Origin of the sequence: Bradyrhizobium sp. 132, assembly GCF_023074185.1 — a bacterium.
In the GTDB taxonomy this organism is placed as follows: Bacteria; Pseudomonadota; Alphaproteobacteria; order Rhizobiales; family Xanthobacteraceae; genus Bradyrhizobium.
Genome location: NZ_JADPKY010000095.1, coordinates 47,919 through 74,447 on the forward strand (window position 1 = coordinate 47,919; position 26,529 = coordinate 74,447).

Annotated in this window: 28 protein-coding genes; 11 read left to right on the plus strand and 17 right to left on the minus strand. The window is 63.4% G+C overall.

The window, feature by feature from the left end; all coding sequences use genetic code 11:
- Positions 1-72: 72 nt before the first annotated feature.
- The 3 genes from IVA74_RS18360 (at position 73) to IVA74_RS18370 (ending at position 3,819) form a co-directional block, all read left to right on the plus strand.
- Entirely contained in the window at positions 73-1,851 is a 1,779-nt protein-coding gene (locus tag IVA74_RS18360; RefSeq protein WP_247346880.1) for a NirA family protein, read from the plus strand.
- Positions 1,848-3,461: a sulfite reductase subunit alpha gene (locus IVA74_RS18365; RefSeq protein ID WP_247346882.1), complete on the plus strand. Its 1,614-nt coding sequence runs from the start codon at positions 1,848-1,850 to the stop codon at positions 3,459-3,461. The genes IVA74_RS18360 and IVA74_RS18365 overlap by 4 nt, the downstream gene beginning before the upstream one ends.
- A gap of 205 nt (positions 3,462-3,666) precedes the next feature.
- Entirely contained in the window at positions 3,667-3,819 is a 153-nt protein-coding gene (locus tag IVA74_RS18370; protein WP_247346884.1) for a hypothetical protein, read from the plus strand.
- On the opposite strand, the gene IVA74_RS18375 is transcribed toward IVA74_RS18370, so the two are convergent.
- Genes IVA74_RS18375 through pxpB form a run of 3 tightly spaced genes read right to left on the minus strand, consistent with a single transcriptional unit; the run spans position 3,820 to position 6,388 of the window.
- On the minus strand, positions 3,820-4,590 hold the full coding sequence (locus IVA74_RS18375; RefSeq protein ID WP_247346886.1) for a 5-oxoprolinase subunit PxpA: 771 nt from the start codon (positions 4,588-4,590) through the stop codon (positions 3,820-3,822).
- Positions 4,591-4,622: 32 nt separating this feature from the next.
- Positions 4,623-5,660, minus strand: a complete 1,038-nt coding sequence (locus tag IVA74_RS18380) for a biotin-dependent carboxyltransferase family protein (protein WP_247346888.1) — start codon at positions 5,658-5,660, stop codon at positions 4,623-4,625.
- Positions 5,657-6,388 carry a 5-oxoprolinase subunit PxpB gene (gene pxpB, locus IVA74_RS18385; RefSeq protein ID WP_247346890.1) on the minus strand — a complete coding sequence of 244 codons (732 nt, stop codon included), beginning with the start codon at positions 6,386-6,388 and terminating at the stop codon, positions 5,657-5,659. Before pxpB ends, IVA74_RS18380 begins: the two co-directional genes overlap by 4 nt.
- A 247-nt stretch (positions 6,389-6,635) precedes the next feature.
- Here pxpB and IVA74_RS18390 point away from each other — a divergent pair, with 247 nt between their 5' ends.
- Both IVA74_RS18390 and IVA74_RS18395 read left to right on the plus strand, forming a co-directional pair.
- The gene (locus IVA74_RS18390; protein ID WP_247346892.1) at positions 6,636-7,334 is read left to right on the plus strand and encodes a ribonuclease activity regulator RraA; all 699 of its coding nucleotides are present in this window, start codon (positions 6,636-6,638) and stop codon (positions 7,332-7,334) included.
- A gap of 23 nt (positions 7,335-7,357) precedes the next feature.
- Positions 7,358-7,762, plus strand: a complete 405-nt coding sequence (locus tag IVA74_RS18395; RefSeq protein WP_247346894.1) for a cupin domain-containing protein — start codon at positions 7,358-7,360, stop codon at positions 7,760-7,762.
- Between the two features lie 68 nt (positions 7,763-7,830).
- Here the strand turns inward: IVA74_RS18395 and IVA74_RS18400 are convergent, their stop codons facing one another.
- The 3 genes from IVA74_RS18400 to IVA74_RS18410 form a co-directional block, all read right to left on the minus strand.
- The gene (locus tag IVA74_RS18400) at positions 7,831-8,181 is read right to left on the minus strand and encodes a hypothetical protein (protein WP_247346895.1); all 351 of its coding nucleotides are present in this window, start codon (positions 8,179-8,181) and stop codon (positions 7,831-7,833) included.
- Positions 8,182-8,362: 181 nt separating this feature from the next.
- Positions 8,363-9,250 carry a DUF2147 domain-containing protein gene (locus IVA74_RS18405; RefSeq protein WP_247346896.1) on the minus strand — a complete coding sequence of 296 codons (888 nt, stop codon included), beginning with the start codon at positions 9,248-9,250 and terminating at the stop codon, positions 8,363-8,365.
- A 170-nt stretch (positions 9,251-9,420) separates the two neighbouring features.
- Positions 9,421-10,203 (minus strand): transporter substrate-binding domain-containing protein, encoded by a 783-nt coding sequence (locus IVA74_RS18410; RefSeq protein WP_247346897.1) that lies wholly within the window; start codon positions 10,201-10,203, stop codon positions 9,421-9,423.
- Between the two features lie 125 nt (positions 10,204-10,328).
- On the opposite strand from IVA74_RS18410, the gene IVA74_RS18415 reads away from it, so the two are divergent.
- A complete protein-coding gene (locus IVA74_RS18415; protein WP_247346932.1) occupies positions 10,329-10,826 on the plus strand; it encodes a DUF1993 domain-containing protein in 498 nt (165 codons plus the stop codon).
- 2 nt (positions 10,827-10,828) lie between these two features.
- Here the strand turns inward: IVA74_RS18415 and IVA74_RS18420 are convergent, their stop codons facing one another.
- The 8 genes from IVA74_RS18420 to IVA74_RS18455 all read right to left on the minus strand — a co-directional run bounded on the left by IVA74_RS18420 (position 10,829) and on the right by IVA74_RS18455 (position 18,716).
- Positions 10,829-11,308, minus strand: a complete 480-nt coding sequence (locus IVA74_RS18420; protein ID WP_247346898.1) for a hypothetical protein — start codon at positions 11,306-11,308, stop codon at positions 10,829-10,831.
- A gap of 416 nt (positions 11,309-11,724) precedes the next feature.
- Positions 11,725-12,513 carry a hypothetical protein gene (locus IVA74_RS18425; RefSeq protein ID WP_247346899.1) on the minus strand — a complete coding sequence of 263 codons (789 nt, stop codon included), beginning with the start codon at positions 12,511-12,513 and terminating at the stop codon, positions 11,725-11,727.
- Complete coding sequence (locus IVA74_RS18430) at positions 12,510-13,094, minus strand: hypothetical protein (protein ID WP_247346905.1); 585 nt, start codon at positions 13,092-13,094, stop codon at positions 12,510-12,512. The genes IVA74_RS18425 and IVA74_RS18430 overlap by 4 nt, the downstream gene beginning before the upstream one ends.
- A gap of 150 nt (positions 13,095-13,244) precedes the next feature.
- A complete protein-coding gene (locus IVA74_RS18435) occupies positions 13,245-14,237 on the minus strand; it encodes a hydroxyacid dehydrogenase (protein ID WP_247346907.1) in 993 nt (330 codons plus the stop codon).
- Between the two features lie 34 nt (positions 14,238-14,271).
- Entirely contained in the window at positions 14,272-15,372 is a 1,101-nt protein-coding gene (gene ugpC / locus IVA74_RS18440; RefSeq protein WP_247346909.1) for a sn-glycerol-3-phosphate ABC transporter ATP-binding protein UgpC, read from the minus strand.
- A 6-nt stretch (positions 15,373-15,378) separates the two neighbouring features.
- Complete coding sequence (locus tag IVA74_RS18445) at positions 15,379-16,290, minus strand: carbohydrate ABC transporter permease (RefSeq protein ID WP_247346911.1); 912 nt, start codon at positions 16,288-16,290, stop codon at positions 15,379-15,381.
- Positions 16,290-17,228, minus strand: coding sequence for a sugar ABC transporter permease (locus tag IVA74_RS18450; protein WP_247346933.1), 939 nt, complete (start codon positions 17,226-17,228; stop codon positions 16,290-16,292). The genes IVA74_RS18445 and IVA74_RS18450 overlap by 1 nt, the downstream gene beginning before the upstream one ends.
- A 147-nt stretch (positions 17,229-17,375) precedes the next feature.
- Positions 17,376-18,716: an extracellular solute-binding protein gene (locus tag IVA74_RS18455; protein ID WP_247346913.1), complete on the minus strand. Its 1,341-nt coding sequence runs from the start codon at positions 18,714-18,716 to the stop codon at positions 17,376-17,378.
- A 465-nt stretch (positions 18,717-19,181) separates the two neighbouring features.
- On the opposite strand from IVA74_RS18455, the gene IVA74_RS18460 reads away from it, so the two are divergent.
- Positions 19,182-19,973, plus strand: a complete 792-nt coding sequence (locus IVA74_RS18460) for a Spy/CpxP family protein refolding chaperone (protein WP_247346919.1) — start codon at positions 19,182-19,184, stop codon at positions 19,971-19,973.
- A gap of 111 nt (positions 19,974-20,084) precedes the next feature.
- Positions 20,085-20,462 (plus strand): response regulator, encoded by a 378-nt coding sequence (locus tag IVA74_RS18465; RefSeq protein WP_247346921.1) that lies wholly within the window; start codon positions 20,085-20,087, stop codon positions 20,460-20,462.
- Positions 20,463-20,549: 87 nt separating this feature from the next.
- Here the strand turns inward: IVA74_RS18465 and IVA74_RS18470 are convergent, their stop codons facing one another.
- The 3 genes from IVA74_RS18470 to glk form a co-directional block, all read right to left on the minus strand.
- Positions 20,550-20,705: a hypothetical protein gene (locus IVA74_RS18470; RefSeq protein ID WP_247346923.1), complete on the minus strand. Its 156-nt coding sequence runs from the start codon at positions 20,703-20,705 to the stop codon at positions 20,550-20,552.
- Between the two features lie 141 nt (positions 20,706-20,846).
- Positions 20,847-21,050 (minus strand): hypothetical protein, encoded by a 204-nt coding sequence (locus tag IVA74_RS18475; protein WP_247346925.1) that lies wholly within the window; start codon positions 21,048-21,050, stop codon positions 20,847-20,849.
- 133 nt (positions 21,051-21,183) lie between these two features.
- Positions 21,184-22,155, minus strand: a complete 972-nt coding sequence (gene glk / locus IVA74_RS18480) for a glucokinase (RefSeq protein ID WP_247346927.1) — start codon at positions 22,153-22,155, stop codon at positions 21,184-21,186.
- 245 nt (positions 22,156-22,400) lie between these two features.
- On the opposite strand from glk, the gene pncA reads away from it, so the two are divergent.
- The 3 genes from pncA (at position 22,401) to IVA74_RS18495 (ending at position 26,354) form a co-directional block, all read left to right on the plus strand.
- Positions 22,401-23,039 carry a bifunctional nicotinamidase/pyrazinamidase gene (gene pncA / locus IVA74_RS18485; protein WP_247346928.1) on the plus strand — a complete coding sequence of 213 codons (639 nt, stop codon included), beginning with the start codon at positions 22,401-22,403 and terminating at the stop codon, positions 23,037-23,039.
- 16 nt (positions 23,040-23,055) lie between these two features.
- Positions 23,056-24,171: an alpha/beta fold hydrolase gene (locus tag IVA74_RS18490; RefSeq protein WP_247346929.1), complete on the plus strand. Its 1,116-nt coding sequence runs from the start codon at positions 23,056-23,058 to the stop codon at positions 24,169-24,171.
- 149 nt (positions 24,172-24,320) lie between these two features.
- The gene (locus IVA74_RS18495; RefSeq protein WP_247346934.1) at positions 24,321-26,354 is read left to right on the plus strand and encodes an NAD(+) synthase; all 2,034 of its coding nucleotides are present in this window, start codon (positions 24,321-24,323) and stop codon (positions 26,352-26,354) included.
- The last annotated feature ends 175 nt before the right edge of the window (positions 26,355-26,529 follow it).

Genomic DNA, 26,529 nt, shown 5'->3' on the forward strand with positions numbered 1-26,529 from the left:
CCAGCCGAGTTCCTCGCGGGTCGTGCACTTTCCGTCGACACCCAGGTGGCCGCAGGAGCTTCGTTACTGACCATGAAAATCGACACCGTCTCAGTCGACTTTACCGACGACCAGAAACGCTATCTCGAAGGCTTCACGAGCGGTTTGCAGATCAGCCGGGCCGGCCGCGGTCTCGGCGGCGCCGGCAAGGCGAGCCCCGAACCGAGCGGCCCCGATGCCGTGCACATCAAGGCGCAGGACAAGGTCATCGCCGCGGGCAAGAAGCTCGCCGACCAGGAGAAGATCAAGCGCGACGAGCATCCCTTCGATGCTTATCCGCGTCTCCGCCAGCAGGCGCTCGACAATACGCCGCCACACCCGGCAGACAATTTCCGCTGGCGCTATTACGGCATCTTCTACGTCGCGCCGACGCAGGACTCCTACATGTGCCGTTTGCGGATTCCGAACGGCATCATGAAGCACTGGCAGCTGTCCGGCCTTGCCGATCTCGCCGATGAAACGTGCGGGCCCTACAGCCACGTCACGACGCGCGCCAATCTCCAGCTTCGCGAAATCCCGCCGAAGAACGCCGTGAAGCTGATCGAGGGCGTTCAGGACCTCGGCCTGTGCTCGCGCGGCTCAGGCGCCGACAACATCCGCAATGTGACGGGGACACCGACGGCGGGCATCGATCCGCAGGAGCTGATCGATACGCGGCCTTATGCGCGCGAGTGGCACTACCACATCCTGAACGATCGCTCGCTGTACGGCTTGCCGCGCAAGTTCAACGTCGCCTTCGACGGTGCCGGCAGGATCGCCGTGCTCGAGGAGACCAACGACATCGCATTCACGGCCTTTGAAGTGAAGGACGGTTTCGGCGTCGAGCCCGGAGTCTGGTTCCGCCTCGGCCTTGGCGGCATCACCGGGCATAAGGATTTCGCCAAATATTCCGGCATCGTCGTCAAGCCTGAAGAAGCCACGGCCGTTGCCGACACCATCGTGCGCATATTCATCGAGCACGGCGACCGCACCAACCGCAACAAGGCGCGGCTGAAATACGTGCTCGATGCCATGGGCCATGACGGCTTTCTCAAGCTGGTCGAGGAGCGGCTGAAGAAGCCGTTTACGCGCGTGCCGGAAGAGGCGTTTCTCCCGCGGCCGGCCGCGGACCGCATGGCGCATATCGGCGTACACAAGCAGAAGCAGGGCGGTTTGAACTGGATCGGCGTGTCGCTGCCGCTCGGCAAGATCAGCTGCGATCAGATGCGGAGCCTCGCCAAGGTGGCGCAGGACCTCGGTGACGGCGATATCCGCCTGACGGTTTGGCAGAACCTGCTGATATCAGGGGTGCGCGACGAGAATGTCGAGCTCGCCGTCGCGGCGATCAAGCAGATCGGGCTCGCGGTCGAAGCCTCGCACATCCGCGCCGGCCTGATCGCCTGCACCGGCAATGCCGGCTGCCGCTTTGCCGCGGCGAATACCAAGCGCCACGCCGCCGAGATCGGCGACTGGTGCGAGCCGCGCGTTGAGATGGACAAGCCGGTCAACATCCACGTCACCGGCTGCCACCATTCCTGCGCGCAGCATTACATCAGCGACATCGGCCTGATCGGAGCACGCGTGCCGGTGAACGAGGAGGACACGGTCGAGGGCTATCATCTCTTCACCGGCGGCGGGTTTGGCCCCGATGCCGACGTCGGGCAGGAGATCTATCACGACCTCAAGGCCGAAGACGCACCGAAGACGATCGAAGGGCTGCTCAAGGCCTATATCGCCCATCGCTCGTCTCCCGACGAAACGTTCCTGTCCTTTGCGCGCCGCCACGACGGCGAGACGCTGCGCAAGCTTGCCGATGCCGAGATGTCTTCATGAACCAGATCAGCCCTCCGCCGAAACTCGACATCATTCCCACGAGCGCTCCGTTCTCCGACGCGCAACGCTCCTGGCTGAACGGCTTCTTTGCCGGGCTTCTGTCGCCCGATGCAGCAGCGCCGCTGTCGGCCGAGCAGGGCGCCGCCGTGTTGCAAGGCGCAGCCGGTGACGGCGACGACGGCGAATCTCCGTGGCATGACCAGACCATGCCGATCGCGGATCGGATGAAACTCGCCGAGGGCCGTCCCGTGCGCCGCAAGATGATGGCGGCGATGGCGCAGCAGGATTGCGGCCAGTGCGGCTACAATTGCCACGACTATTCGGAGGCGATCGCGGGCCGCAGTGAAGCGCGGCTCAACCTTTGCGTCCCCGGCGGCAAGGAAACCGCGCGGATGCTGAAGTCGCTGTACGAAGAGCTGGACAAGACGCCGATGGCCAAGGCGTCCGACAAGCAAGACGCGGTGGCAGCCCCCGCCGTGACCGTGACGATCGCCGAGCCCGGCCGCTCACGCGACAACCCTGTTGCGGCGACCTTCCTGTCTCGTCGTCTTCTCAACAAGGGAAAGTCGGAGAAGGAAACCTATCACGTCGAGTTCGATCTCTCCGAGAGCAAGCTCGACTATACCGTCGGCGACAGCTTTGGCGTGTTTGCGCGCAACGAGGTCGGCCTCGTCGACCAGATCATCGCGTTGCTCGGCGCCTCTCACACCACGAAGGTCAATGGCAAGACGTTGCGCGAGGTGCTGATCGACGACGTCTCGTTGTCGCCGGCGCCCGACACGCTGTTCGAGCTGCTTTCCTTCATCACCGGGGGCGCGCAACGCGAGAAGGCGCGGGCGCTGGCGCAGGGCGAGGATCCCGACGGCGATGCCGCTACGCTCGACGTCATGGCGGCGCTGCAGAAGTTTTCGGGCACGCGTCCGCACCCCGAGGCCTTCGTCGAGGCGCTGGAGCCACTCCAGCCGCGGCTCTATTCGATCTCCTCGTCGCACAATGCAACGCCCGGGAAGCTGTCGCTGACGGTGGACTCCGTGCGTTACGTGATCGGCAAACGCAAGCGCATCGGTGTCGCCTCGACCTTCCTCGGCGAGCGCATCGGCGAGGGCGAGAAGCTCAAGGTCTATGTGCAAAAGGCGCACGGCTTCGGCTTGCCGCAGGATCCGAAGACGCCGGTCATCATGATCGGTCCCGGCACCGGCATAGCGCCGTTCCGCGCCTTCCTGTTCGATCGCAAGGCGACCGGTGCGCCCGGCAAGAACTGGTTGTTCTTTGGCCATCAGCGCAGCGATTGCGACTTCTTCTACCAGGAGGAGCTCAACGCGATGAAGACCTCCGGTCTGCTCACGCGCATGTCGCTCGCCTGGTCGCGCGACGGCGAGAAGAAGTTCTACGTGCAGGACCGCATGCGCGAGGTCGGCCGCGAGTTGTGGACGTGGCTTGCCGAGGGCGCGCATCTCTACATCTGCGGCGATGCCAAGCGCATGGCCAAGGACGTCGAGCGCGCACTGGTCGACATCGTCGCCCAATTCGGAGCGCGTTCGACCGACGAAGCCGTCAGTTTTGTCGCCGAGCTCAAGAAGACCGGCCGCTTCCAGGCTGACGTGTACTAAGGCGCGGCAAGGAGCACAGGCGGGCCGGTCGGTTCCGATCGCCTCGGACTTTAACGAATAAGATGCTCGGAACCCGCCCGCGAGGAGAATTTGCATCTTCGATTGGGCTTCTTAGGAGAACCCGCATCGCTATTTCCGCGGGTGTCTTGCCCACCACCCGGATTGATCCTTCATAATCCCGCAAATGCGGCGTTGGAGATCGACCATGCGCGAACTATCGGCGGAAGCCAGGCTGCACTTCTACGCGCGCTCGCTCTCGCGGCGGACCGCGGCGAGCATGCATCATGCTGCGATGTACAGCGCCTTCGCCGTCATCGCGGCCATCGTGTTCGGCACGCTCTCGGTACACCCGTTCTGATCACGCCCCGCGCTTGAACGGCGCCACTTCGATTCCCGCATCCTTCAAGGCCTGACGCAGGCCGCGCGCGATGTCGACTGCTCCCGGCGTATCGCCGTGGATGCAGACCGTGTCGGTGCGCATCTTGATGACCTTGCCTGTCACCGAGACCACCGCGCCATCCTGCACCATGCGCACCACGCGATCGGCGATGGCCTTGGCGTCGTGCAGCACCGCGCCAGGCTTCTTGCGCGAGACGAGGTTGCCGTCGTCCTCATAGGCGCGATCGGCGAATACCTCGTGCACCATCGGCAGATTGGCGTCTTCGCCGGCCTTCACCAACTTCGAGTTGGCGAGCACGACGAAAATCAGGCCGGGATCGACCGCCTTGATGCCGTCTGCGATCGCCTTCGCGGTCATGTCGTCCTCGCAGGCGACGTTGGAGAGCGCGCCATGCGCCTTCACATGCGTCACCTTGTGGCCGGCGGCCGTTGCGATCGCCTGCAACGCGCCGATCTGGTAGGCGACGAGGTTCTCGATCTCGGAGGCTTTTAGCCCCGCGATCGGATGCCGGCCAAAACCGTGCAGGTCGCGATAGCCGGGATGTGCGCCGACCGAGACGCCGCGCACCTTCGCAAGCTCGACTGTCCGGCGCATGATGTCGGGGTCGCCGGCGTGGAAGCCGCAGGCGACGTTGACCGAGCTCGCCAGTTCGATCATCGCAGCGTCGTTGCCCATCTCCCACGCGCCAAAACCTTCGCCGAGATCGCAATTGAGATCGATCGTCTTCATGGGTAGCTCTCCGTCTCTGGTCTTCTTGTCGTTTACGGCTCGGCCGCGACCTGCCAGGTCCCGGCGTCGACAGCACTTACAGCATAGCCCGCGACGTTGGCATCGCTGAGCGCTTCGATGTTGAGCGCGGCGGTGTCGGCAGAGCGCAGGCGATCGGGCAGGCTGCGGATGGTTTGCGCGAATTTCTTCGCCTCATCCTGCGCCTCGGCCATGCTGACCGCCTCGAAGCGGAACGCCGTTCCTGCGGAGGTCTGTGCGAGGCGGCCGACATCAGCCGTGATCACGGTTGCGATCTTCGGGTAGCCGCCGGAGGTGCCGCGGTCCATCATCAGCGCGATCGGCGCGCCGTTGCCGGGCACCTGGATGCTGCCGTTGACCGTGCCGTCGGAGACGATGTTGTGGCCGTGCAGATGCTTGATCGCGGGGCCTTCGAGCCGGTAGCCCATGCGATCGGAGGTCGCCGAGATCTTCCACTCGCTGTCGAGGAACAGCGCCTTGTTGGCGTCGTCGAACTCGTCGTCCTGCGGTCCCAGCAGGACGCGGATCGGACCGCTCGATGGCTTCGGCAGTTCGATGCGCAACTCCGGCGCACCGCTTGCGGCGCTGACAGATAATTCGTCACCGGCCTGGAGCGGGCGCGGGTAGGGGCTGCCGAGGCCGGCGCGGGCGTTGACCGCGAGACTGCCAAATACCGGCTCGCCCCTGATCCCGCCTTCGATCGCCAGATAGGTGAACGCACCGCTGCGAGCAAAACCCAGCGTCAGCGTCTCGCCGTCTTTCAGCGTCACCGATGTGTCCATGGCGACCGGACTGCCGGCGATGTCCGCATTGCGCGGCGCGCCTGAAATTGCGACGCGCACGGCGCCGTCGCGGGCGGCGAACGAGGCGCCGAACGGGCCTACCTCGATAACGGCGGCGAACGGTTCGCTGTCGACAAGCGTGTTCGCTGCCGCGAGCGACAGGCGGTCCATCGCTCCGCTGACCGTCAGGCCATAGCGTTGCGCTCCGTGGCGTCCGCCATCCTGGACGGAGCTTGCAGGCCCGATGCTGGCGATCACAAGCCGGCTCATGCGACCACCTGCTCGGCAATGATCTCGCCGGCCTCGGCGGCGCGATCCTGTTCCTCGAACGTCTTATGGTCGATTGCGAAAAACGTCACGCGATCGCCGGGTTCGGTGAGGAAGGTCGGATTGCGGTGGAGCTGATAGGTCCGCACCGGCGTGCGGCCAAGCAGGTGCCAGCCGCTGGGCGCAGCCAGGCACTGGATTCCGGCCTGGATGCCGCCGATCGAGATCGTGCCGGCAGGCGTCAGCAGCCGCGGATTCTGTCGCCGCGACATCTGCAGGGATTTGTCGAGGCCGCTGAGATAGGACCAGCCCGGCGTGAAGCCGATCATGGCAACCTTATAGTCGCCGGCGACGTGGCGGGCGACGATGTCGTCGGGCGTGGTGTTCAGCGCCTTCGCGACATCCTCGAGGTCAATGCCGTGCTCGCCGCCATAGGCGACGGGAATGCGCCAGCGGCGCGCATTGGTGGCCGGCGGCAACGGTTGGCTGGCGAGCGCGAGCAGCTTGTCGCCGAGTGCGTCAAAGCCGATCTTGCCGGGGTCGTAGTGCACCAGCAGCGAGCGATAGGTCGGCACGGACTCGGTGACGCCGTCGATGGGGCTTGCTGCGAGCGCCTTGTCGAGTGCCAGCACGCGCTGGTTAGCGGCGTCGTCGATGGTACGGCTGAACTCGACCGTGACGGCGCTGTCGCCACTGGGCAGAAGGCGGGGCGGGGGAAGCGTCGCGGACATGGGCTGTCGAAATCGGGCTTCTGGAGATACGCGGGCTCGGCCTTGAGCTCCGCTCGTTCCTGCTTCGCGTAAATGCGCCCGCAAGTCCAATAAATTAATGCAGGGGGAGGCGATAAAGCCTTGTTATCGCGACGCATAACTGCGCTGCGGCCCTGCATGATTGGTATCCTCTTGGCCCTTGACGCAAGGCCCGCACCCCGCAAGATGCGCGCGTTCTTTCCCGCCCATCCGGAGCTCGTCTGTTTCCATGTCGCTGTCCCCCGAAGCCCGCAAGACCCTCGCCGGCATCACCACTGCCACCATCACCACGGTCCTGCTGAAGAAGGGCCTGCGCAACATCTGGATGCGCGGCGCGCGTCCGCTGCGCCCGGGTCTGCCGCGCCTGGTGGGACCGGCCTTCACGCTGCGCTTCGTGCCGGCGCGCGAGGATCTGGCGACGCCGGAGTCCTGGTCGTCGCCGATCTCGACCCGGACCGCGATCGAAGCAATGCCGGAGGGCTGCATCGCCGTCGTCGACGCCATGGGGATCACCGATGCCGGCATCTTCGGCGACATCCTGTGCGCGCGCATGATGAAGCGCGGCGTCACCGCACTCGTCACCGACGGCGTCGTGCGTGACGTCGAGGGCGTGCTCGGCACCAATCTGCCGGTCTGGTGCGACGGCTATGCCGCGCCGCCGTCGGTTGCCGGCCTGACCTTCGTCGGCTGGGGCGAGCCGATCGGCTGCGGCGGCGTTGCGGTATTCCCGAACGACATTGTGGTCGCAGACCAGGACGGCTGCGTGCTGATCCCGCAGGCGATGCTCGAACACGTGCTCAATGAGAGTGTCGAGCAGGAGCGGATGGAAGCCTGGATCGTCAACGAGGTGAACAACGGCGCGGTGCTCCCGGGCCTCTATCCCATGAACGCCGAGACCAAGGCGCGCTACGCCGCAAGCAAAAAGTAACAGACAGCAAGCGAGGTTACCCCATGGAGATCACTGTCGCAGGCACGCGGCCGACCCGCCGTGCGCCCAAGGAACACTTCACCGGCACGGTCCTTCAGGACCCCGTGATCATGGCGCCCGCGCCGGCGCGGCTGAACTGCTCGCGCGTGTCGTTCGAGCCGGGTGCGCGCACCAACTGGCATCACCATCCGCTCGGGCAGACGCTCTACGTGATTTCGGGAGTCGGCCGGGTCCAGTCCAAGGGCGGCCCCGTCAGGGAGATCCGCCCCGGCGACACCGTCTGGATTCCGCCGGGCGAGCTGCACTGGCACGGCGCCACGCCGACCAACGGCATGACCCACATCGCCATGCAGGAAGCGCTCGACGGCGTGTTCTCGACCTGGCTGGAGCCGGTGACCGACGCGGAATATGGGGCGGCGGTCGGCTAACTCTCGTGCCCCGGGACCAGCCGCATCGCGTACCGCGATGTGTCGCTGCTCGTCCGGGACACGGCACTTTACATCCTTTCCGCCGTCCACGTGCCCGTGCACATAGTGCCGCGCCAGGTGCCGGAGCCTGAGGTGCCGCTGAGCCGGCCAAAGCCGACGGCGCGCTTGATGCCGGTGCTCAAGGTGACATTGATGCTGCCGGCATCCGCGACGCGGCCGGACGCCGTCACTGCGGCGCTGCTCGACGCGATCTGACCATTGTTGATGCCGATCGAGACGGTCGAGCCGTTACCGCAGGTCTCACTCGACGATGAGATACGGACATTCCATGCGGCGTCGAAAGTGCTGGCGCTGGCCTGCGCGGCGGGCAACGCGATGACAATGATTGTGGCGAAGAGAGCCTTGCGAAATCCGTTCATGACACGCCCCTAGGTTTGATCATGCGGGGATCGTGACATGGACGCGGAACCGGCGATGTGAGGGCTGTCACGCGCGCGACCGGCTCTGTGACGTCGCGCACGTCGCAAACGACTTGGCGGACAAAAGCAAAGGGGCCCGCGTTGCGGGTCCCTTTGTCTCGGTCAGAGTGTCGTCTCGACGTCAGTTCGCACGCGTCCAGGTCTGGCCGCCGCAGAACATGCCGCCGAAGGCGCAGCCCTGCACGCGCAGCCGATCGGTGCCCTTCAGCGCGATGGTTGAATCGTAGGTCGAGCCGGAGTTCGGATCGAGGATGCGGCCGGACCATTTCTGGTCCTTGTTCTGATCCTTGCCGGGTTTCATGTTGATCAGAACCTGCTCGCCGTTCTGGTTCGATTTCGAATCGACCGAATAGCCGCAGAGATTGTTGCCGCACTGCTCGATCCGGATCTTGCCTTCCTTCTCCTCGGTGAACCAGACGCCGAGCGGTGAATTGAGATCGCGCGTGGGCGCGGCCGCGGGAGCCGGCGGCGCGACGGCAGCCGACTGAACGGGGGCAGGCGAAGGCGCCGGGACGGGAGGCGGAGCCGGAGGCGCGGCTGCGACCGTCGGGGCTGGCGGTGGAGGCGGTGCGGGCGGTACTGCGGCCACCGTTGGGGCGGCGCTCGGGGCCGGCTGAGGCGGCGGCACAAGCGCGTCTTCGGCCGGAACATTGTTAGCCGTGGTGGCCGGAGGGGCAGGAGGCGCCACGACCACGGGAGCCTGGACACGGGCCTGCTCGGCCGCCGGAGGTGCTACGACAGGCGGGGGTACCGGCGCCGGATTGGCCGGCGGCTGCGGGTCGGTCTTGGCTTGCTGCGGTGCCTGCGGGTCCGCTTTAGGAGCCCCCTTGGCATCGGTCTTGGTCTTCTTTGCCTTGCCCTGGCCGGTGTTGTCATAGACGCCGGGGATTTGCACGGTGCCGCGGTCGGGATCGATGCGGATGGTGCGCCCGCCATAGTCGAAGGTGTACTGCGCCTGCGCAGCGGTGCTCGCCAAAAGGAATGCGGCCGTGGCCAACAGCTTCCTCATTTCCGTCTCCTGAAACAGGTGGTCCCCGCACCGACGCTTACGCCTCGGTTCGATCGCAAAAAGTGATCTAGGTCACTGTCACCGTATGAGTCGTGCTCCGGCTGTTCCGGGTTCAATAACACCGGAGCCGGTCCAAAGTTTGGCCGAGGCAAGCGACAGGAGGACGCGCCCTAGTCGAACCAGGCGGCGTAGATCTTCTTGTAGCTGCCGTCCTCCATGGCGATGTGCAGCCATTGGTCGACAAACGCCTTCAGCGCCATGTCGCGCTGGAGCCAATAGGCTTTCTCGGAGAAATCGAACGGCTTTTCGGGATGCACCGCGCAGAGCACGCCAGAATGCTGCTTCTGCTGGTAGCGCGTCTCGGAGGCGTCCGTCATCATCAGGTCGGCATTGCCCTTGGCGATCTCGTCGAAGATCACGGTGTTGTCGGGGAAGACGGTGATGTCGGCGTCCTTGATGTTGGCACGCGCGAAGCGCTCGTTGGTGCCGCCGGGATTGACGATCACGCGGGTGCCCTTCTTGTCGATGTCGATGATGCTCTGATATTTGCCGATATCGGCGCAACGCGCGATCGGCGTCTTGCCCTCGCGCATGATGGCCGTGGAGAAAAAGCCCTTCTTCTGCCGGTCGAGCGTGACCGAGATGCCGCCCATGGCGATGTCGAACTGGTCGGCCTCGAAATCCTTCATCAGCTTTGGCCAGGCCGTCGGCACGAATTCAACCTTGACGCCGAGCGCCTTGCCGAGCGCCTCGGCCATATCGACGTCGAAGCCGCTGAACTGCTGCGTTGTCTTGTCGAGGTAGGTGAAGGGCTTGTAATCGCCGGTCATGCCGACGCGCAAAGTGCCGCGCTTGACGATCTCGTCGAGGCGGGAGGGCGTCGCCTGCTGTGCGTGAGCCGAAATGTTTGCCAGCAGGACCACGGCCAAAGCCGCCAAAATTCGAATGGTCATCCGAACGATCATCTCTTTTCCACCCGTGCCCGAGCTGTCATTGTGCAGCTCTTGAGGCTTGGATTTAGACCAGATGCCCATCGCTGGCGAGGCGGAATTGGAAGGGATTTGAAGTGACGATCTCGATGTATGACGCCTCGGTCGGCGTCTTCGTGCCTTACCTGCGCAACCTGTCCGCACTGCTCGACAAGGGCGTTGCCTATGCCGAAACCCGGAAGTTCAATCCGGCGGTCCTGCTCGGCATGCGCATGTCACCAGACATGTACGATCTGGCGCAGCAGATCGGCGAGGCCTGCCGCCATGCCGCGGTCGCTTCGGCCTTGCTGGCCGAGCGCGAGCCGGTGACGCTGCCGGTGCTGGAGCACGACATGGCCGGGCTTCAGGCCCGCATTGCCACGTCAATCGAGTTCATCGAAAGCCTGCCGCGCGCGGAGATCGATGCCGCGGCGGAACGGAATGTCTTCTTCAGGTTGAAAAACGGCACCGAGCTGCCGTTCACCGGGCGGACGCTGCTGCTGACCTTCAGCGTCCCGCAGTTCTTCTTTCACGTGACGACGACCTATGACCTCTTGCGGCACGCAGGTGTCGAGCTCGTGAAGAAGGATTATCTCGGACGACGATAAGCCTAGGCTTCGCCCTTGCGCTCGTAGTCGGCGAGCGAGCTGCGGCCGGCGATCTCGCTGCGCAGCTCTTCGAAGCGCCGATGTGCCTCGTCCTCGTGCACGTCGACGAAATGCACGGCAGCCTCGCTGGTCATCGGGCCGCTGATCACGGGCACAGACTGCTCCCCGATGGTTTCGTGGACGTAGAACTGGCTGTCGTCGCCGCGATGGACCGTCCATTTCAGACGGATCGCCACCATCGGCCCCGGACCGACCTTGCTGTAGCCGTCGGCATCGGTGTGCTCCGGCACCAGCGGCTGCTCCTCGAGCACCGGATGCTCATCGACCATCGGGTGCTCGTCGGCGACCACATGCTCACCAGCAACCACCATTTCTGTTACGGTCACGGTCTCGGTCTCGCGCACGACGAGGACGGGCTCGGGGTGCTCCAAAATGCTGGCGATGGTCGCCAGCGTGTGGTCGGTCGGGTCGATCTCTGACAAGGGTTCATCCTCCAGCTCGACGCGGCCGGTAAGTCTGTCCCACTGCCGCCGCGGCCGGACCTATTACGCGGGTTTGATTAAGGCTGAGTGAGGGCTCGATCTGCACCAAAATGGGACGCATTCTGGCGTTCCAAAGGCGGGCGGGGGCCACGTGGCCGCAGTCTGCAAGAACTCGTTCCCAATAAGCTACAGTCCCTCGGTTGCGATCTGTAACCGCATCAAGCACTCGGCACAACCGCGCCTCCAACAGGCGAAGAGTATCCGCTCTCTAGGGACAGCAGGTATGGCGTGCTTCGGATCGGCCGTACGCTTGGCATCAGCACCACCGCCGTTCAGAGCGCGCTAGGACCGGCTTGGATCCCCCGAGCCAAAATTTATCGGCCTGAACGCGCGATAGTGGTCCTTGCAAGATATCATCACTTCCAGCCCATGCGCGGCGCGACGATGCTTTTCTCAACATACGCGCTGCCTTTCGGCGAGATACGGGCTCGATTGCCGGCTTTGTCGTATTCGATCATCCGGCTCTTATGAAGCTTTGCCAGCACCTTGCCGCGATAATTTGCCGCGCTACTATATTCTACCGATTTGAACAAATCGGGCTCGTTTACCCAAGCGACGCTTTGATGGAGGATCAATAAGGTTTGGTCTGGGGCTGTTAGCGATGTATCGAGAACGCGCTTGAGGTTATCTCCCAGCGACCAGACTAGCGGTAGTTTGCGCTCGGACACCGCATCAACTGCCTCCTGTGCCTCCGCAGTCGTCACAGCATGGTAGATGCGGATTAGCTCAGCGAGCACCCAGCTTGCGAGGGAAAGCACGACAGTAGCGTCCATCATACTCGGATCGACGTCGCCACCGACATGCCCAACATTGCGATTGTTCCGTACTTCGTAGAGAGTTAGCAATGTACGAGGAATCAGCACACGGATGCTGCGATCGCCCGGCTTGCCTGTGTTCGGCTTCTTTTCAAGATCGAGGCAAGCGTTCCGCATATTCGAGGGCTTGGATGGTGCAGCCGCGAAAGAGCCTGAGACTTCTCCGTCGAGGATGGTGTAGACGACCTCGCTGAAGCGCCCGCCTGTGAGTTCAGCCGGCCCCCAACGATGCTCTGCGTAGTTCGAGGCGATGACCCGATATTCTTCGATCAACGGGTCGCGCAGCCCAGCAGGAATTGCCGCTAGTAGCTTGTCGGGGCTGAGGCTCACTCGCTGCTGGCGAGCTTTTTCACAAGCTCAGCCCCCGCCTTCAATCCCGGCGCAGTCAGCGTCCAGCCGTTCTTTGCCGAACCCGCAAGTAAATTTCCGCCGGACTTGGCATACCTCGCATGATTAGTCTTGCCGTGAGTGCCAAACCGCTCGCACTCAGCCCTCGCAGTCTCGTCGTCGAATTTTGGCTCGCCAGCGCGAATAAGTTCACGAAGACCAATCAGCACGTAGGTATTCACAACGCGATCGCTCAGACTTTCGCCGGGGATCGTATGAGCGATGATATCAACCGCCTCGCCATCGACGTGGAACACGTCTCCGAGTTGATCCTCAGACACCTTGTTCTGCCTCATCCATGTGCGAGCCTTGGCGTTAAGCGGACCGTGATCCTCGCTATCGTGATGATCTGCAGTTGCTCCGCCGCCGCTCACGCCGCCAGTCGACCTCCGCTCAACGAAGCTAGCGTCTTCGCCAAGCATCATCAGCGCCGACTTTACTGCCCGTTTCCGTAGCTCCGTGTCAGTGATCGGAACCAACAAGTCATACAGGCCGGTAACAAGATTTTTGAAGTCATCGTTCATGAAAACTACCAAGTTCGGATTATACTCGCGATGCTGGCACGCAGAGCTTTGCACAACAATCCGTCGGGTGGGATTTGCACAAGCCTTTCGTACATACGACGTGCCGTGACACCTCATCCCGGCGCGTAAGGCTTTGGTCTGTATCGAACATCACCCGTCTAAGACGTCCTGATTGATGATGTTCTGCCGGATGGGATCGCCGTCCAGCACACTCAGGATGTTGCGCGCGGTCTGCTCGCTCATGCGGCTCACCGCCTCCACCGTGACGCCGGCGACATGCGGGGCCATGATGACGTTGGGCAGCGCGAACAGCGCGTTGCTGACCGGCGGCGGCTCGACCTCGAACACGTCGATGCCGGCACCGGCGAGCTTGCCCGAGACCAGCGCCTCGTATAGCGCCGTCTCCTTCACGATGCCCCCGCGCGCGGTGTTGATGAGATAGGATTTCGGCTTCATCCGGCCGATCCGCGCCGCATCGAACAGGCCGAGCGTTTCCCGCGTCTTCGGGCAGTGGATGGTGACGAAATCGGCGTGAGGCAGCGCGGCATCGAGATCGGCGACCGGCTCGCAGCCTGCTGCCTTGATATCTGCGGCGGGCTTGTAGGGATCATAGACCTGCACACTCATGTCCATCGCCAGGCAGCGCTTGGCAGTGCGGGTGCCGATGCGACCGAAGCCAATGATCAGCACCGTCTTGCCGTAGAGATCGAATGGCAGCATGCCGAGCCGGTCGGCCCATTTGCCGTCCTTGACGCAGGCGTGCATCTCCTGCGCGCGTTTTGCCAGCGTCAGCATCATGAACAACGCCTGCTCTGCGACCGAGGGCGAGTTCGCGCTGCCCGCGACCATCAGCGGCACCTTGCGGCGGGAGAGGGCGGGAACGTCGACGGCATCGTAGCCGACGCCGATCCGCGTCACCACTTTCATATCCTTCGACGCTTCGAGTTCGGTCTCGCCGAAGGCGGTGGCACCAAGCGCCACGCCATGGACCGGCGCATGGTTCTTCAGCAAGGCCTCGAAGTCCTTGGCGGAGATCAGGTTCGGAAACTCGATGAGTTCGATGTCATCTCGCTGGGTGAGGAGGGTGCGCGCGCCTTGCGACAAAGTTTGTGTAACGAAAATCTTCTTCTTGTTGGTCGACATCGCTCCCCGCCTGCTCGCGTTTCCAAAACCGGCGTCACAACACGACGCCGGTCTCTTCGTTTAGCAGGTGCATATTGTTGAGGTCCATCGCCAAACGCATGGGAGCCCCATCTGCAGCGCCGGCATTGGGATCGACGCGGCCGCAGACGGGCGTACCCTCGAGCCCGAAATAGACCAGGGTCTCCATGCCCATCGGCTCGGTGACGTCGAGCACGGTGTCGAAGGTTTCGACGCCCGGCCCAAGATGCGCATGCGACTCGGTGAGATGCTCAGGCCGGATGCCGAGCAGGAGCTTGTCGGTGCGCGGCAATGCGTTGTAGCGCGTGGCACGGGCCGGCGGCAGCGCGAAGGCGATGCGGTCGGTCAGGCGGATCTGGAGCGCGCCGCCGGCATCCTCCAGCCGGCACGGGAGGAAGTTCATCGCCGGCGAGCCGATGAAGCCGGCGACGAAGCGCGTCGCAGGCTTGTGGTAGAGCTCGTTCGGGGTGCCGATCTGCTCGATCCGCCCTTTGTTCATCACCACGACGCGATCGGCCAGCGTCATGGCCTCGACCTGGTCGTGGGTGACGTAGACCGTCGTGGTGCGCACCTTCTGGTGCACCTTCTTGATCTCGATCCGCATCTGCACGCGCAGCTTGGCGTCGAGATTGGACAGCGGCTCGTCGAACAGGAAGACTTTTGGGTTGCGCACGATGGCCCGCCCCATGGCGACGCGCTGGCGCTGGCCGCCGGAGAGCTGCTTCGGCTTGCGGTCGATCAGGTCGGTGATGTCGAGGAGGCGGGCGGCTTCCGTCACCCGCGCCTTGATCTCGGCCTTGGGATAGTGCTTCAGGCGCAGCCCGAACGACATGTTTTCCGCGACCGTCATGTGCGGGTAGAGCGCGTAGTTCTGGAACACCATCGCGATGTCGCGGTCCTTCGGCGGCACGTCGTTGACGACGTCGCCGCCGATCATGATGTCGCCGTCGGTGATGTCTTCAAGTCCTGCGATCATGCGCAGCGTCGTCGACTTGCCGCAGCCCGATGGTCCCACCAGCACGATGAACTCATGGTCGGCGATATCGAGATCGATGCCGCGCACTGCCTCGACGTCGTCGTAACGCTTGATCACCTTCCGCAACGCAACCTCAGCCATAAGACATCAACCCTTCGTCGCGCCGGCGGTCAGGCCGGCAATGTAATAGTCCATCAGGAAGGCGTAGATGACCAGCGGCGGGGCTGCGCCGAGCAGCGCGCCGGTCATGATCTGTCCCCAGTTGAAGACGTCGCCCTTGATCAGTGTGGTGGTGATACCGACCGGCAGCACGAGCTGGTCGATGGATGTCGTGAACACCAGGGGATAGAGGAACTGCGCCCAGGACACGGTGAAGGCAAAGATGGTCGCGGCGATCAGGCCGGGCAGGGCTACCGGGATGAAAATCCGCGTCAGGGTCTGGAGCCAGGAGGCGCCGTCGATGAGGGCAGCCTCGTCCAACTCCTTCGGGATCGAGGCGAAATAACCGATCATGATCCAGGTGCAGAACGGCACGGTCAGGGTCGGATAGATGAAGACAAGCACGTACCAGCGGTTGAGCAGAGTGATGCCGGTGAAGTCCTGGACCACCGCGAGCATCTTGAACAAGGGAATGAACAGGAGGCTGTCCGGGATCAAATAGGTGAGAAAGACGCCGGTCGCGAGCGTCGCCGAGCCCCAGAACTTCATCCGCGCCAATGCAAACGCCGCCGGAATGCTGATCAGCATCGTCACGATCACGACCACGATCGAAATCATCGACGAATTCCAGAAGAACCGCAGAAACTGGTTCGAGGTCAACAGCTCGACATAGTTCGACAGAGTCGGATGAAAGACCCACCACGGATTGGTGGCGGCCGAGATCTCCGCGCTGCTCTTGAGCGAGGTGATCAGCATATAGACCGGCGGGATCAGGAAGAAGATCGCAAACAGCACCAGGAAGAAGTAGGACCAGCGCAGCGCCCAGGTGCGGTCGCGGCTCATGCTTCGCAGCTTGACCTTACGCGTCGGTCCGGTCTTGTCGATCGCGAGCGTGCTCATCAGGCTTCGTTCCCACGTTTGTTGACATCGCGCAGGATGAAGACCGCTGCGACGGCGAGGATCGGCACCATGAACAGCGAGACGCAGGCGCCAAGCGGAATGTCGCTGCTCTGGATGCCGACCTGGAATGCCCAGGTGGCGAACAGATGCGTCCGGTCCAGCGGACCGCCGGAGGTGAGGATACGTACGATGTCGAAATTGGCGAAAGTGACGATCAGCGAGAACAGCGTGGTGATGGCGATGATGTTGCGCATCATCGGCAAGGTGATGTGCCAGATCTTCTGCCACCAATTGGCGCCGTCGATCGCTGCGGCTTCGTAGAGCTGGTCAGGTACGGATTTCAGCGCGGCCAGGTACATGATCAGGAAGAACGGTGCGCCATACCAGACGTTGACGAGGATGACGGAGAAACGCGCCCAGAAGGTGTCACCGAGCCACGGGATCGGACCGATGCCGAAGAACGAGAGGGTATAGTTGAAGGCGCTGTAGGAGGGGTCGAACAACCACAGCCATGCCAGCGTGCTCATCGCCGGCGGGATCACCCAGGGCACCAGCAGCATGCCGCGCCATTTACGTTGCTTTTTGCCCGGAATGTTGTGGACGAAATGCGCGACGATGAAGCCGATCAGAGCCTTGAAGACCACGGCGGTAATCGCAAAAATGCAAGACTGTCTCACCACCATCCAGAACGTTTCGCGTTTGAACAGGAAGGTGAAATTGCTGAGGCCGACGAACTTCGTCATCGCCTTGTTCAGCGTCGCCAGGTAGACCGAATAGAAGGCGGGATAGAGCACGAGCAGGGCGATCAGGAGGATCAGCGGCAGCGTCAGGAAGAACGCTACGGTCGATTTCCGTCCCATTGCATTGCGCAGGCTCGTCCGTTTGCGCGGGCTCGCAGCACGAGCGAGACGGCCTTGCTCAACGACGACATCGGCCATGACGTTAGCCTCTTTGTAGGACATGTAGCAGGACATGTGGAATGGCGAAGCCGGCGCTGCCGTCGGCTTCATTCGGCAAGCGGATCGAGCGAGGGGTGCCTCGGCGGCTCACGCGCGAAGCGTGAACCCCCATGGTACATACCCGTCTCAGGTCCGCATGAAGCCCTCGCACTCACCCTCCGCCCAGGCGAGCGCCGTTTCCAACTTCTCTCCTTGCGCAAAGCGCAGCGCCATCTTGGTCAGCGTCGCCTGGAAGTAGATCTGCTGGGCGATTTTCGGCGGCGCTGGAGACGCTGCGATCGACATCGTCTGCTGCTTGTAGGGATCCGGATAGTGGAACAGCGTGCCCTTCGGCGGCCCTTCCTCGGCCCAGGTCTTGAACTTCGTCATGTTCGCGTAGGCCGGGAGATCGTACCCGCCGCTCGCCGCGACGAACTTCTCGATCGCCGCTGGCGAGGACAGGTGAACGAGCAAGCTCTTGGCCGCTTCCTTGTTCTTGCCAAAGGCCCAGACGCCCCAGAAGTAGGGCAGGAAGGGCGCAAAACGTCCCTTCGGACCGGACGGGAAGCCGTGCGTCCAGCACTGTTCGGCGACTTGCGGTGCGTCGCGCTTGGCGACCGCCCAGGCACTCGGCGGATTCAGGATCATCGCCCCGCGGCCCGAGATCAGCCATTTGTTGTTGGACGCATCATCCCAAGACGGTGCGTCGGTGGGCAGGACGGCGATCAGCTTCTTGTAGAATTCGAGCGCCTGCCGCACCGCGTCGGTCTTGACGGTGATATCGCCCTTGGCGTTGACCAACTCGGCGCCGAATGACTGGAAGATCGCGCCCGCGGTGTCGACGCTATCGGTGGTCTCGCCGAGACCGATGCCGAAGGGGAAGCCGGCCTTGTGGCAGGCCTCGGCCGCCTTCAGGAACGTCTCCATGGTCCAGTTGTCCGCTTTTGGCGGACTGCCGGCCGGATACATCTCTTGCACGTCGATGCCCGCGTGCTTCTTCATCAGGTCTATGCGGGAGCAGGGGCCCTTGATCTGGCTTCCCGGTGTCGCGGGCACTGCCAGCCATTTTCCGCCCGACTGCCCGAGATATTTGACGGTGCCGTTCACCTCGCCGTTCTGCTTGATGAGCGGCTCCATGACGTCGTTGAGCGGCTCGAGATTCTCCGAATAGGCGTGTGGCCACCAGCTCGGCATCTGGAGAATGTCGTGACCGGACTTGGCCTGGGCTTCGGCCGCCGCGGTCAACTCGATCTTCTTGTTGTTGCTGGTGATGTAGTCGATCGAGACTTCGACCTTCTCCTTCTCGCCCCATTCCTTGACGAGGGCGGTGGAGGCATCGTTGGCGCCGGGCACCCAGTGGTCCCAGAAGCCGATCGAGAGCTTGCCGGCGGCGTAAGCGCCTCGGACATAGGGCGCGGTGATCAGCGCCGCAGAGGACATTGCAGTGGCAGCCACAAATTGACGTCGCGTCAGTGTCTTGCGTGACATCTCGTTTCCTCGCTTGGGTGTTTTATTGTTCTGGTGTTTCCTCTGAACTCTTCTTCCGAGTTTTGCTTTTGATTTTCTTGTTGGGAGTTTCTTGTTGAACGTTCTTGCAAATTGGTAGCGCGATCAGATCATGATTGATCGCGTCTGTCGAGAAAACCGAACGGCTCGCGCCTAGAACTAACGTTGTGTCCCGGGAAGGCGGGATTACCTCCGGTGTCGCGCGCCGGCCATGAACCGCGGTCGGTCGTTTTGCGACGCACACTTTGCGCCGCCCCGCCGCAGCGACATGTGCGCAATTACGCCGCAGTTTCCAACGAGCCTGCATAAGCGCCTCGCGCCAAACACTTTTCGGGCGTGGATAGCATTTGTCGGCGCCTAGACCTCGAAGCGGTGAAAACGATAGAGTTGCAACTGGCGGGTGGCTTCCACCCCGACAGGCCAATCAGATCGACCATGGAGACCAGAATGAAAAACCCGGCGCCGCCCGCGCGGCTTTACCTGCGACGATGGTTCGCGCTGGGGACCGTTTTCGTGTTGCTGCTCGGCGCAGCCGCGGTCGCGAATGCACAAGGCCTGGTCAAAGGCGTTCAGGATGGGGCCGCGGCCGGCAACAAGGCAGCGGGCCCCGTCGGGGGCGTGCTGGGCGGTGCGATCGGCGGCGTGGTCGGCGTCTTCACCGGCGTGCTCGGCGTCAACAACAATAACGGCAATCAGGCGCCGCCGGCCGCCAAGGATTCTAACAAGGACGCCAGCAAGGACTCTAAGCAGCCCGGCGCCGGCAAGGACAAGGATGCCAAGAGCGGCAAGGCGGGCAAGGGCGCCAAGGCGAGCAAGGAAGCCAAGAATGCGCCGCAGGACAATAAGGACGTCCCCGTCCTCACCCAGACCGGCGCGCCGCAACAGACCGCCGAGCAAATCGTTGCCAACAGTGATTCCTATATCGAGCGGATCAAGACGGAACTGAACCTCACGCCCGATCAGGAGAAGCACTGGTTCGGCTTCTCGAGCGCCATGCACTACCTGGGGCACAATGGTGCGGAGCGGCTCAACCTGCGGGTTACCCGGGCCAAGCGGGATCCGCCGGACGACATCATCGAGCAGATGCGCAACGAGTCGCAGTTCCTGATCGATCGCGCTGCCGACCAGCGCAACGTCGCCGACGCTGCCGAGCCACTCTACTCGAGCCTCGATGACAAGCAGAAGCAGGTCTTCATACAGGAGATGGTGCACCTTAGCCACGAACGAGGATTGGATTGATCAAGTTGAATCGGATCGGGCGCGCCTGAATTAACGGCGCCCGCCACGAATTCGTGAATCCTCTCCGCAATTCGGTTATGCTTAGCTTCGTAAGCTGATTGCGGGGTTTAAATGGCGGACGCACTCTCCGTTTTCCTGGTCGAAGACGAGGCGTTGATCCGGATGATGATGGCGGACATGGTGGAGGAACTCGGCCACCACGTCGTCGCGGAAGCCGACAATGTCCGGGATGCCAGCGCTTACGCCATGACCGCGCAGTACGATCTGGCGATTCTCGACATCAACCTCAAGGGCGTCTACGTCGATCCCGTGGCCGACCTGATCGAGCGCCGCGGGAAGCCGTTTCTGTTTGCCACGGGCTACGGGCCGGAACTGCTGCCGTCCTTGCTCCGGCGTCGGCCGATCCTGCGCAAGCCGATTGGGATCGATCAGCTCAAGGCGATGATCGATTCGATGTTTCCGGAAGCGGGAGCGAAGACGCCGCGCTGAGCGACGGCGAAAACGCCGCGCTGAGATCGCCAACGAAAATAGCCGCCCATCAGGGGCGGCCATTTTGCGACGGAATTCGTCGCGGTCTCACATCAGGCCGGCGCCAAGATCGATGCCGCGCGCCATCAGGCCGAACGAGGCGACGAGGCCTGTGCAGCAGAACAGCAAGATGGTCGTGAAAGAAGAATCGGTCAAACGCGTTTCGATGGTGGCCGGCATCGCGGCGATCGAAATCATGCTCATGTTCATTCCCCCCTTTGTTGCCCCTGAATTGCATCAGGTGAGGGAAGCCTTAGAGCAAAAAGTTTGACGCGAGCTTTCGATGCATCGTTAACGGAATCGCAATCGGTCCCGTGTTTGCGCGCGCCGTAACGAGATCACGCCTCAGTGGCGCCCGTTCTTCAGCACCGTGGCGATGGTGTGGGCTGTCATGGCCGCGCGATCGGAAGCCCGCTGGGCAGCAAGCCGATCCCGCGCCTTTTCCTCGATCAAAAGCTCGATCAGGGCCAGCCGCTTGCCGTCGTCGTCCGCCTCGATCAGCAGGCGGTGATAGCGGTGATAGTCGAAACCAAAATCCTGCTTACGCATGTCACGCCCCCGCAACTACGCCACACACAACGCCGAATTGTTTCTGATCCGAAACATGCACGCAAGCACCATCCCGCATGGAACCGCGCGTTCGGTGCAATGAGCTGTGAATTACTGGAACTCGTATGAGATCTTAAGGCTGGTTGTGCTCGGCAAACATCTTCAGGCCGACGAAACTCGCGTCAGGCTTCGTGACCAGCCTGGTCGGGATGTTGCGTAGATAGTCCTGGAAGCGCCCCTTGGCTTCGAAGCGCGCCCGGAACGCGGAAGCTGCAAGGAAATCCGGAAAACGCGGCACGATTCCGCCGGCGATATAGACACCGCCACGGGCGCCGAAGGTCACTGCGAGATTGCCGGCGACTGAGCCGAGAATGGCGCAAAACATCCCCAGGGTCGCGCGGCTGAGTTCGCAACTGCCTTCCAGGGCCGCCTTGGTAATGGCGGCAGCATCGCGATGCGGCACCTGAGCGCCTTCAACTTCGGACAGCGCTTCGTAGAGGCTTTGCAGGCCGGAGCCGGACAGTGCGCCGCGCTCGATGGAGACATGGCCGAGGCGTCGGCGCATGGACGCGATCACGCGTTCCTCGTGCTCGTTCTCCGCCGGCAGGGTCGCGTGGCCGGCTTCGGTGACGACGGCCAGCCGTGCGCCATGGCGCTCGACCAGGCAGGAGACGCCAAAGCCGGTTCCAGGTCCGACCACCAGCAACGGCTCTCCGGGAAGGCCATCCTGTCCGCCGAGCGGGATCAGGTCGGCGGGCTGCAGGGCAGGCAGAGACCAGGCCACCACCTCGAAATCGTTGAGAACGTGAACGCTGCCGAAGCCAAGGGCCGGCTGGAGCTCGTTGCCGTCGATGACCCACGGGCTGTTGGTCATGACGCAGCGATTGTTGGTCACCGGACCCGCCACGGCCAACACGGCCCTTTGGGGCGGTTCGCCGCCGGACCGGCGCCCGAGGACATCGACAATGGCTTCCCTGACGGTCGGGAAGTCTGCCACCTTCACATAGTCGATCGGTCCGGTCTGATTGCCCTGACTGAGCGCGAAGCGCGCATTGGTGCCGCCGATATCGGCGAGAAGAATCGGTCCTGTCTTGCCGATGCTCATGTGCATATGGCTGCCGCGCCCTTGCCGGCTGCGGGAACCTCTTCCTCCGTTCTATCGGATCGCAAGATGCGAACGGCTTTCAGAATCCGTCCTCGGGTGGATCTAGTCAACACGCTCGAGGCCAAACCGTTGCATCTCTTGGGAATGACGGCGGCCATTCGCGCAGATCGCCGCACCTTGCGGTGGTTGCCGGGAAGATCGACATTGGAGGAGCGTTCGGCGCCGGTCGCGCGGGACGGCTTGAAATGGACCTTGCGATGAAGATTTCCGACCGCGACGTGCTGCTGGTGATCGACGTGCAGAACGATTTCTGCACCGGCGGGGCGCTCGCCGTTCCCGGCGGCGAGAAGGTGGTGCCCGCCATCAATCGAATCGCCCAAAAATTCGCCAATGTGGTGCTGACCCAGGACTGGCATCCCCGGGATCATGTCTCCTTTGCCTCGAACCATGCGGGCAGGCAGCCGTTTCAGACTATCGCGCTTGACTACGGCGCCCAGGTGCGGTGGCCGAGCCATTGCGTGCAGGGCACCGCGGGCGCCGAATTTCATCGCGATCTCGACGTCACCCGCGCAAATCTGGTGGTGCGGAAGGGGTTTCGGCGCGGCATCGATTCCTATTCGGCGCTGTTCGAGAACGACAAGAAAACACCGACCGGGCTGCTCGGATATTTGCGCGAACGCGAGTTGAACACCGTCTTCGTCGCCGGCCTCGCGCTCGACTTCTGCGTCCGCTTTTCGGCGGAGGATGCCCGCGAGGCGGGGTTCGATGTCGCCGTCATCGAGGACGCCTGCTGTGGCATCGATCTCGACGGCTCGATGGGCGCGACCCATCAGAGTTTTCGGGAGCGCGGCATTCCGGTCATCGGCCTCGAGGCATTCCTGTGAAAACGGTGACGTAGCCATGGCGGAGAAGACCGGCAAACAGCTGCGCGCACCGGGGCAGGTCCCGGGTGACCCGGTGCTGTGGCCGTTCGCAGCGGCTCAGCTCGCCATGAACGCCTGGTTCGGATGGCTTGAGCGCGATCCGCCGGAGCAGGCCGACAGCAGCCTGCCGTGGACCACGGCCAACTCCGTCGCGCTGGAGCTCGCGACCATGCGCTTGCGCGATTGCACGCGGACGCGATCCGGCCAGCCGGCGCTGGTTTGCGCGCCCTACGCGCTGCACCGGGCCCTGATTGCCGACTTCGCACCCGGCCACAGCGTGGTTCAGTCCCTGCAAAACGGCGGCATCGACCGGATCTATCTCACCGACTGGCGCTCGTCCGCACCTCATATGCGCTATCTCTCGATAGACAGCTATCTCGGTGATCTCAACGTCGCCATCGACGAGATCGGCGCGCCGGTCGATCTCGTCGGCCTGTGCCAGGGCGGCTGGCTCTCGCTGCTCTACGCGGCGCGCTTTCCCGCCAAGGTGCGGCGGCTGGTCCTGGTCGGCGCGCCGGTCGACCTCTCGATCGAGTCCAGGCTGTCGCAGCTCGCCCGCGACGCTCCCGAAATGGTCTATGACCAGCTCGTCGCACGGGGCGGCGGTAATGTCAGCGGCGAGGAGATGCTGCGTGTCTGGTCCAAGGCGCCAACCCGCGACGACATCGCCGCGGCGTTGCAGGTGGACCTTGCGGCTGAGGGGAGCGCAACGCTGCTCGCGCGGTTCGAGCGCTGGAACGCCGAGACGCTCAATCTGCCCGGCGCTTATTATCTCGAGATCGTCAACCGGATTTTCCGGGAGAACCGGATCGCGAACGGGCAATTCACGGCGCTCGGCCGCGTGATTGATCTGAAGCACGTCAAGGCGCCGGTCTTCCTGCTGGCCGGGCTCGATGACGACGTCGTGCCGGCCGCGCAGGCGCTCGCCACCGCCGGTTTGCTCGGCACGCCACCGGCCTTCATTGCGACGGCCTCCGAACCCAGCAACCATCTCGGCCTGTTCATGGGCGCGCGAACCCACGCCCATGCCTGGCCGCAGATCGCCGAGTGGCTGCGCGGCGATCTGTCCGGGGTGCTGGCCCGTAGCGCCTGACTTCGCCAGGCACCGGGCGGACGAGCCTGCAAGTCCGTTATGCATGAAGGCGGATGGCCTGCACGGGACCGGCTCGATGGGTTACATATGGTCCGGAGCTGACGGCTGCGGCCGGCCGCAGAGAGATTGAATTGAAAGTGCTGAGCTCGATGAGTTTCCACTCGATCTATGCCCACGGATTTGCGCGCGTGGCGGCCTGCGTCACCACCTCGCATGTGGCGGATCCCTCGGCCAACGCAAAGGCCATCATGGCGGCCGCGCAGGACTGCCACGAGCAGTCGGTGGCGGTTGCCGTATTTCCCGAGCTGTGCCTGTCCGGCTATGCGATCGAAGACCTGGTCAAGCAGGATCCGCTGCTCGATGCGGTCGAGCGCGGACTTGCCGCGATCGTCCAGGCCTCCTCGGCGCTGATGACCGCGCTGATCGTCGGCGCGCCGCTGCGCTTTGGCCATCGCATCTACAATTGCGCGGTCGTCATCCATCGCGGCAACGTCCTCGGCGTCGTGCCCAAGAGCTACCTGCCGACTTATCGCGAATTCTATGAGGGGCGGCATTTCGCCTCCGGCGCCGGCATTGTCGGCGAGACGATCGCGTTTGGCGGGCTGCATGCCCCGTTCGGCGTCGATCTCCTGTTCGCGGCCGAGGACGTCCCGGCCCTGACGATCGGTGTCGAGATCTGCGAGGACATGTGGATCCCGGTGACGCCGGCCTCCGAGCTCGCGCTTGCGGGCGCAAGCGTTCTTGTCAATCTCTCGGGCAGTCCGATCACGATCGGCCGTGCCCGTTCGCGCGCGTTGCTGTGCCAATCCACTTCGACGCGCTGCCTCGCGGCCTACGTTTATTCCGCCGCGGGGGCAGGGGAATCGACCACGGATCTCGCCTGGGACGGCCAGACCTCGATCTACGAGAACGGCGTGCTGCTGGCTGAGGGCGAGCGGTTCCGCCAGGGCGGCCAGATCACGTTGGCCGACGTCGATCTCGACCTGCTCAGGCAGGAGCGTGCCTCGATGGGGACGTTCGACGACAATCGCCGCCAGCGCGAAGGTTTCTACCGAAGGATCACCTTTGCCCTGAAGCCGCCGGCCGCCGACATCGGCTTCTTGCGCAAGATCGAGCGCTTTCCGTTCGTGCCGAGCGACGAGAGCCTGCTCGAGCAGGACTGCTATGAGGCCTACAACATTCAGGTCGCCGGCCTCGTCCAGCGCATGCGCGCCACCGGCACCAAGCGCGTCGTCATCGGCGTATCGGGCGGGCTCGATTCGACCCATGCGCTGATCGTCGCCGCCAAGGCCGTCGATCTCCTTGGCCTGCCGCGCGAGAACATCCTTGCCTACACCATGCCGGGTTTTGCCACGGGCAGCGAGAGCAAGACCAATGCGCTGGCGCTGATGAAGGCGTTGCAGACGAGTTGGCAGGAACTCGACATCCGCACCACGGCGACGCAGATGCTGAAGGACATCGGCCATCCCTTCGGCAAGGGCGAGAAGGTCTACGACATCACCTTCGAGAACGTGCAGGCGGGCCTGCGTACGGACTATTTGTTCCGGCTCGCCAACCATCACGGCGGCATCGTGATCGGCACCGGCGATCTCTCGGAGCTCGCGCTGGGCTGGTGCACCTACGGCGTCGGCGACCAGATGGCGCATTATAACGTCAACGCCGGGGTGCCGAAGACGCTGATCCAGCACCTGATCCGCTGGGTGATCGCCTCAAAACAGTTCAGCGACGACGTCAACCGGACGCTTGCCTCGATCCTGTCGGGCGAGATCTCGCCCGAGCTGGTTCCGGTCCAGCCCGGCGAGAAGGCACAGAGCACGGAAGCCTCCGTCGGTCCCTACGAGCTCCAGGATTTCAACCTGTTCTACACGCTGCGCTTTGGCATGCGGCCGTCCAAGATCGCCTTCATGGCGCTGCAGGCATGGAAGGACGTCGCTGAGGGCGAATGGCCGCCGGCATTTCCGACCGATAAGCGCAAGGCCTATGATCTCAAGGAGATCCGCCGCTGGCTGGAGGTGTTCCTGCGCCGCTTCTTTGCCTTCAGCCAGTTCAAGCGATCGGCGATGCCGAATGGGCCGAAGGTCTCGGCAGGCGGCTCGTTGTCGCCGCGCGGCGACTGGCGCGCGCCGTCGGATTCCAGCGCGGCGGCGTGGCTGGAAGATCTCGAACGGAATGTGCCGAACTGATCGGCAAGGTCTGACCGTGCAGCTGCCCAAAACGAAATCGCGCCGCGCGGCTCATGAGGCCGGCGGCGCGAAATCGCGTTCAATCCAGAAAGTCCCGAGGTCCGGAGTGCCTAGGAGTCCGGACCTCGTAACCTTGCCCCAGCCTTTGATCCCCCGCCCCATGCGGTCCCCCAAC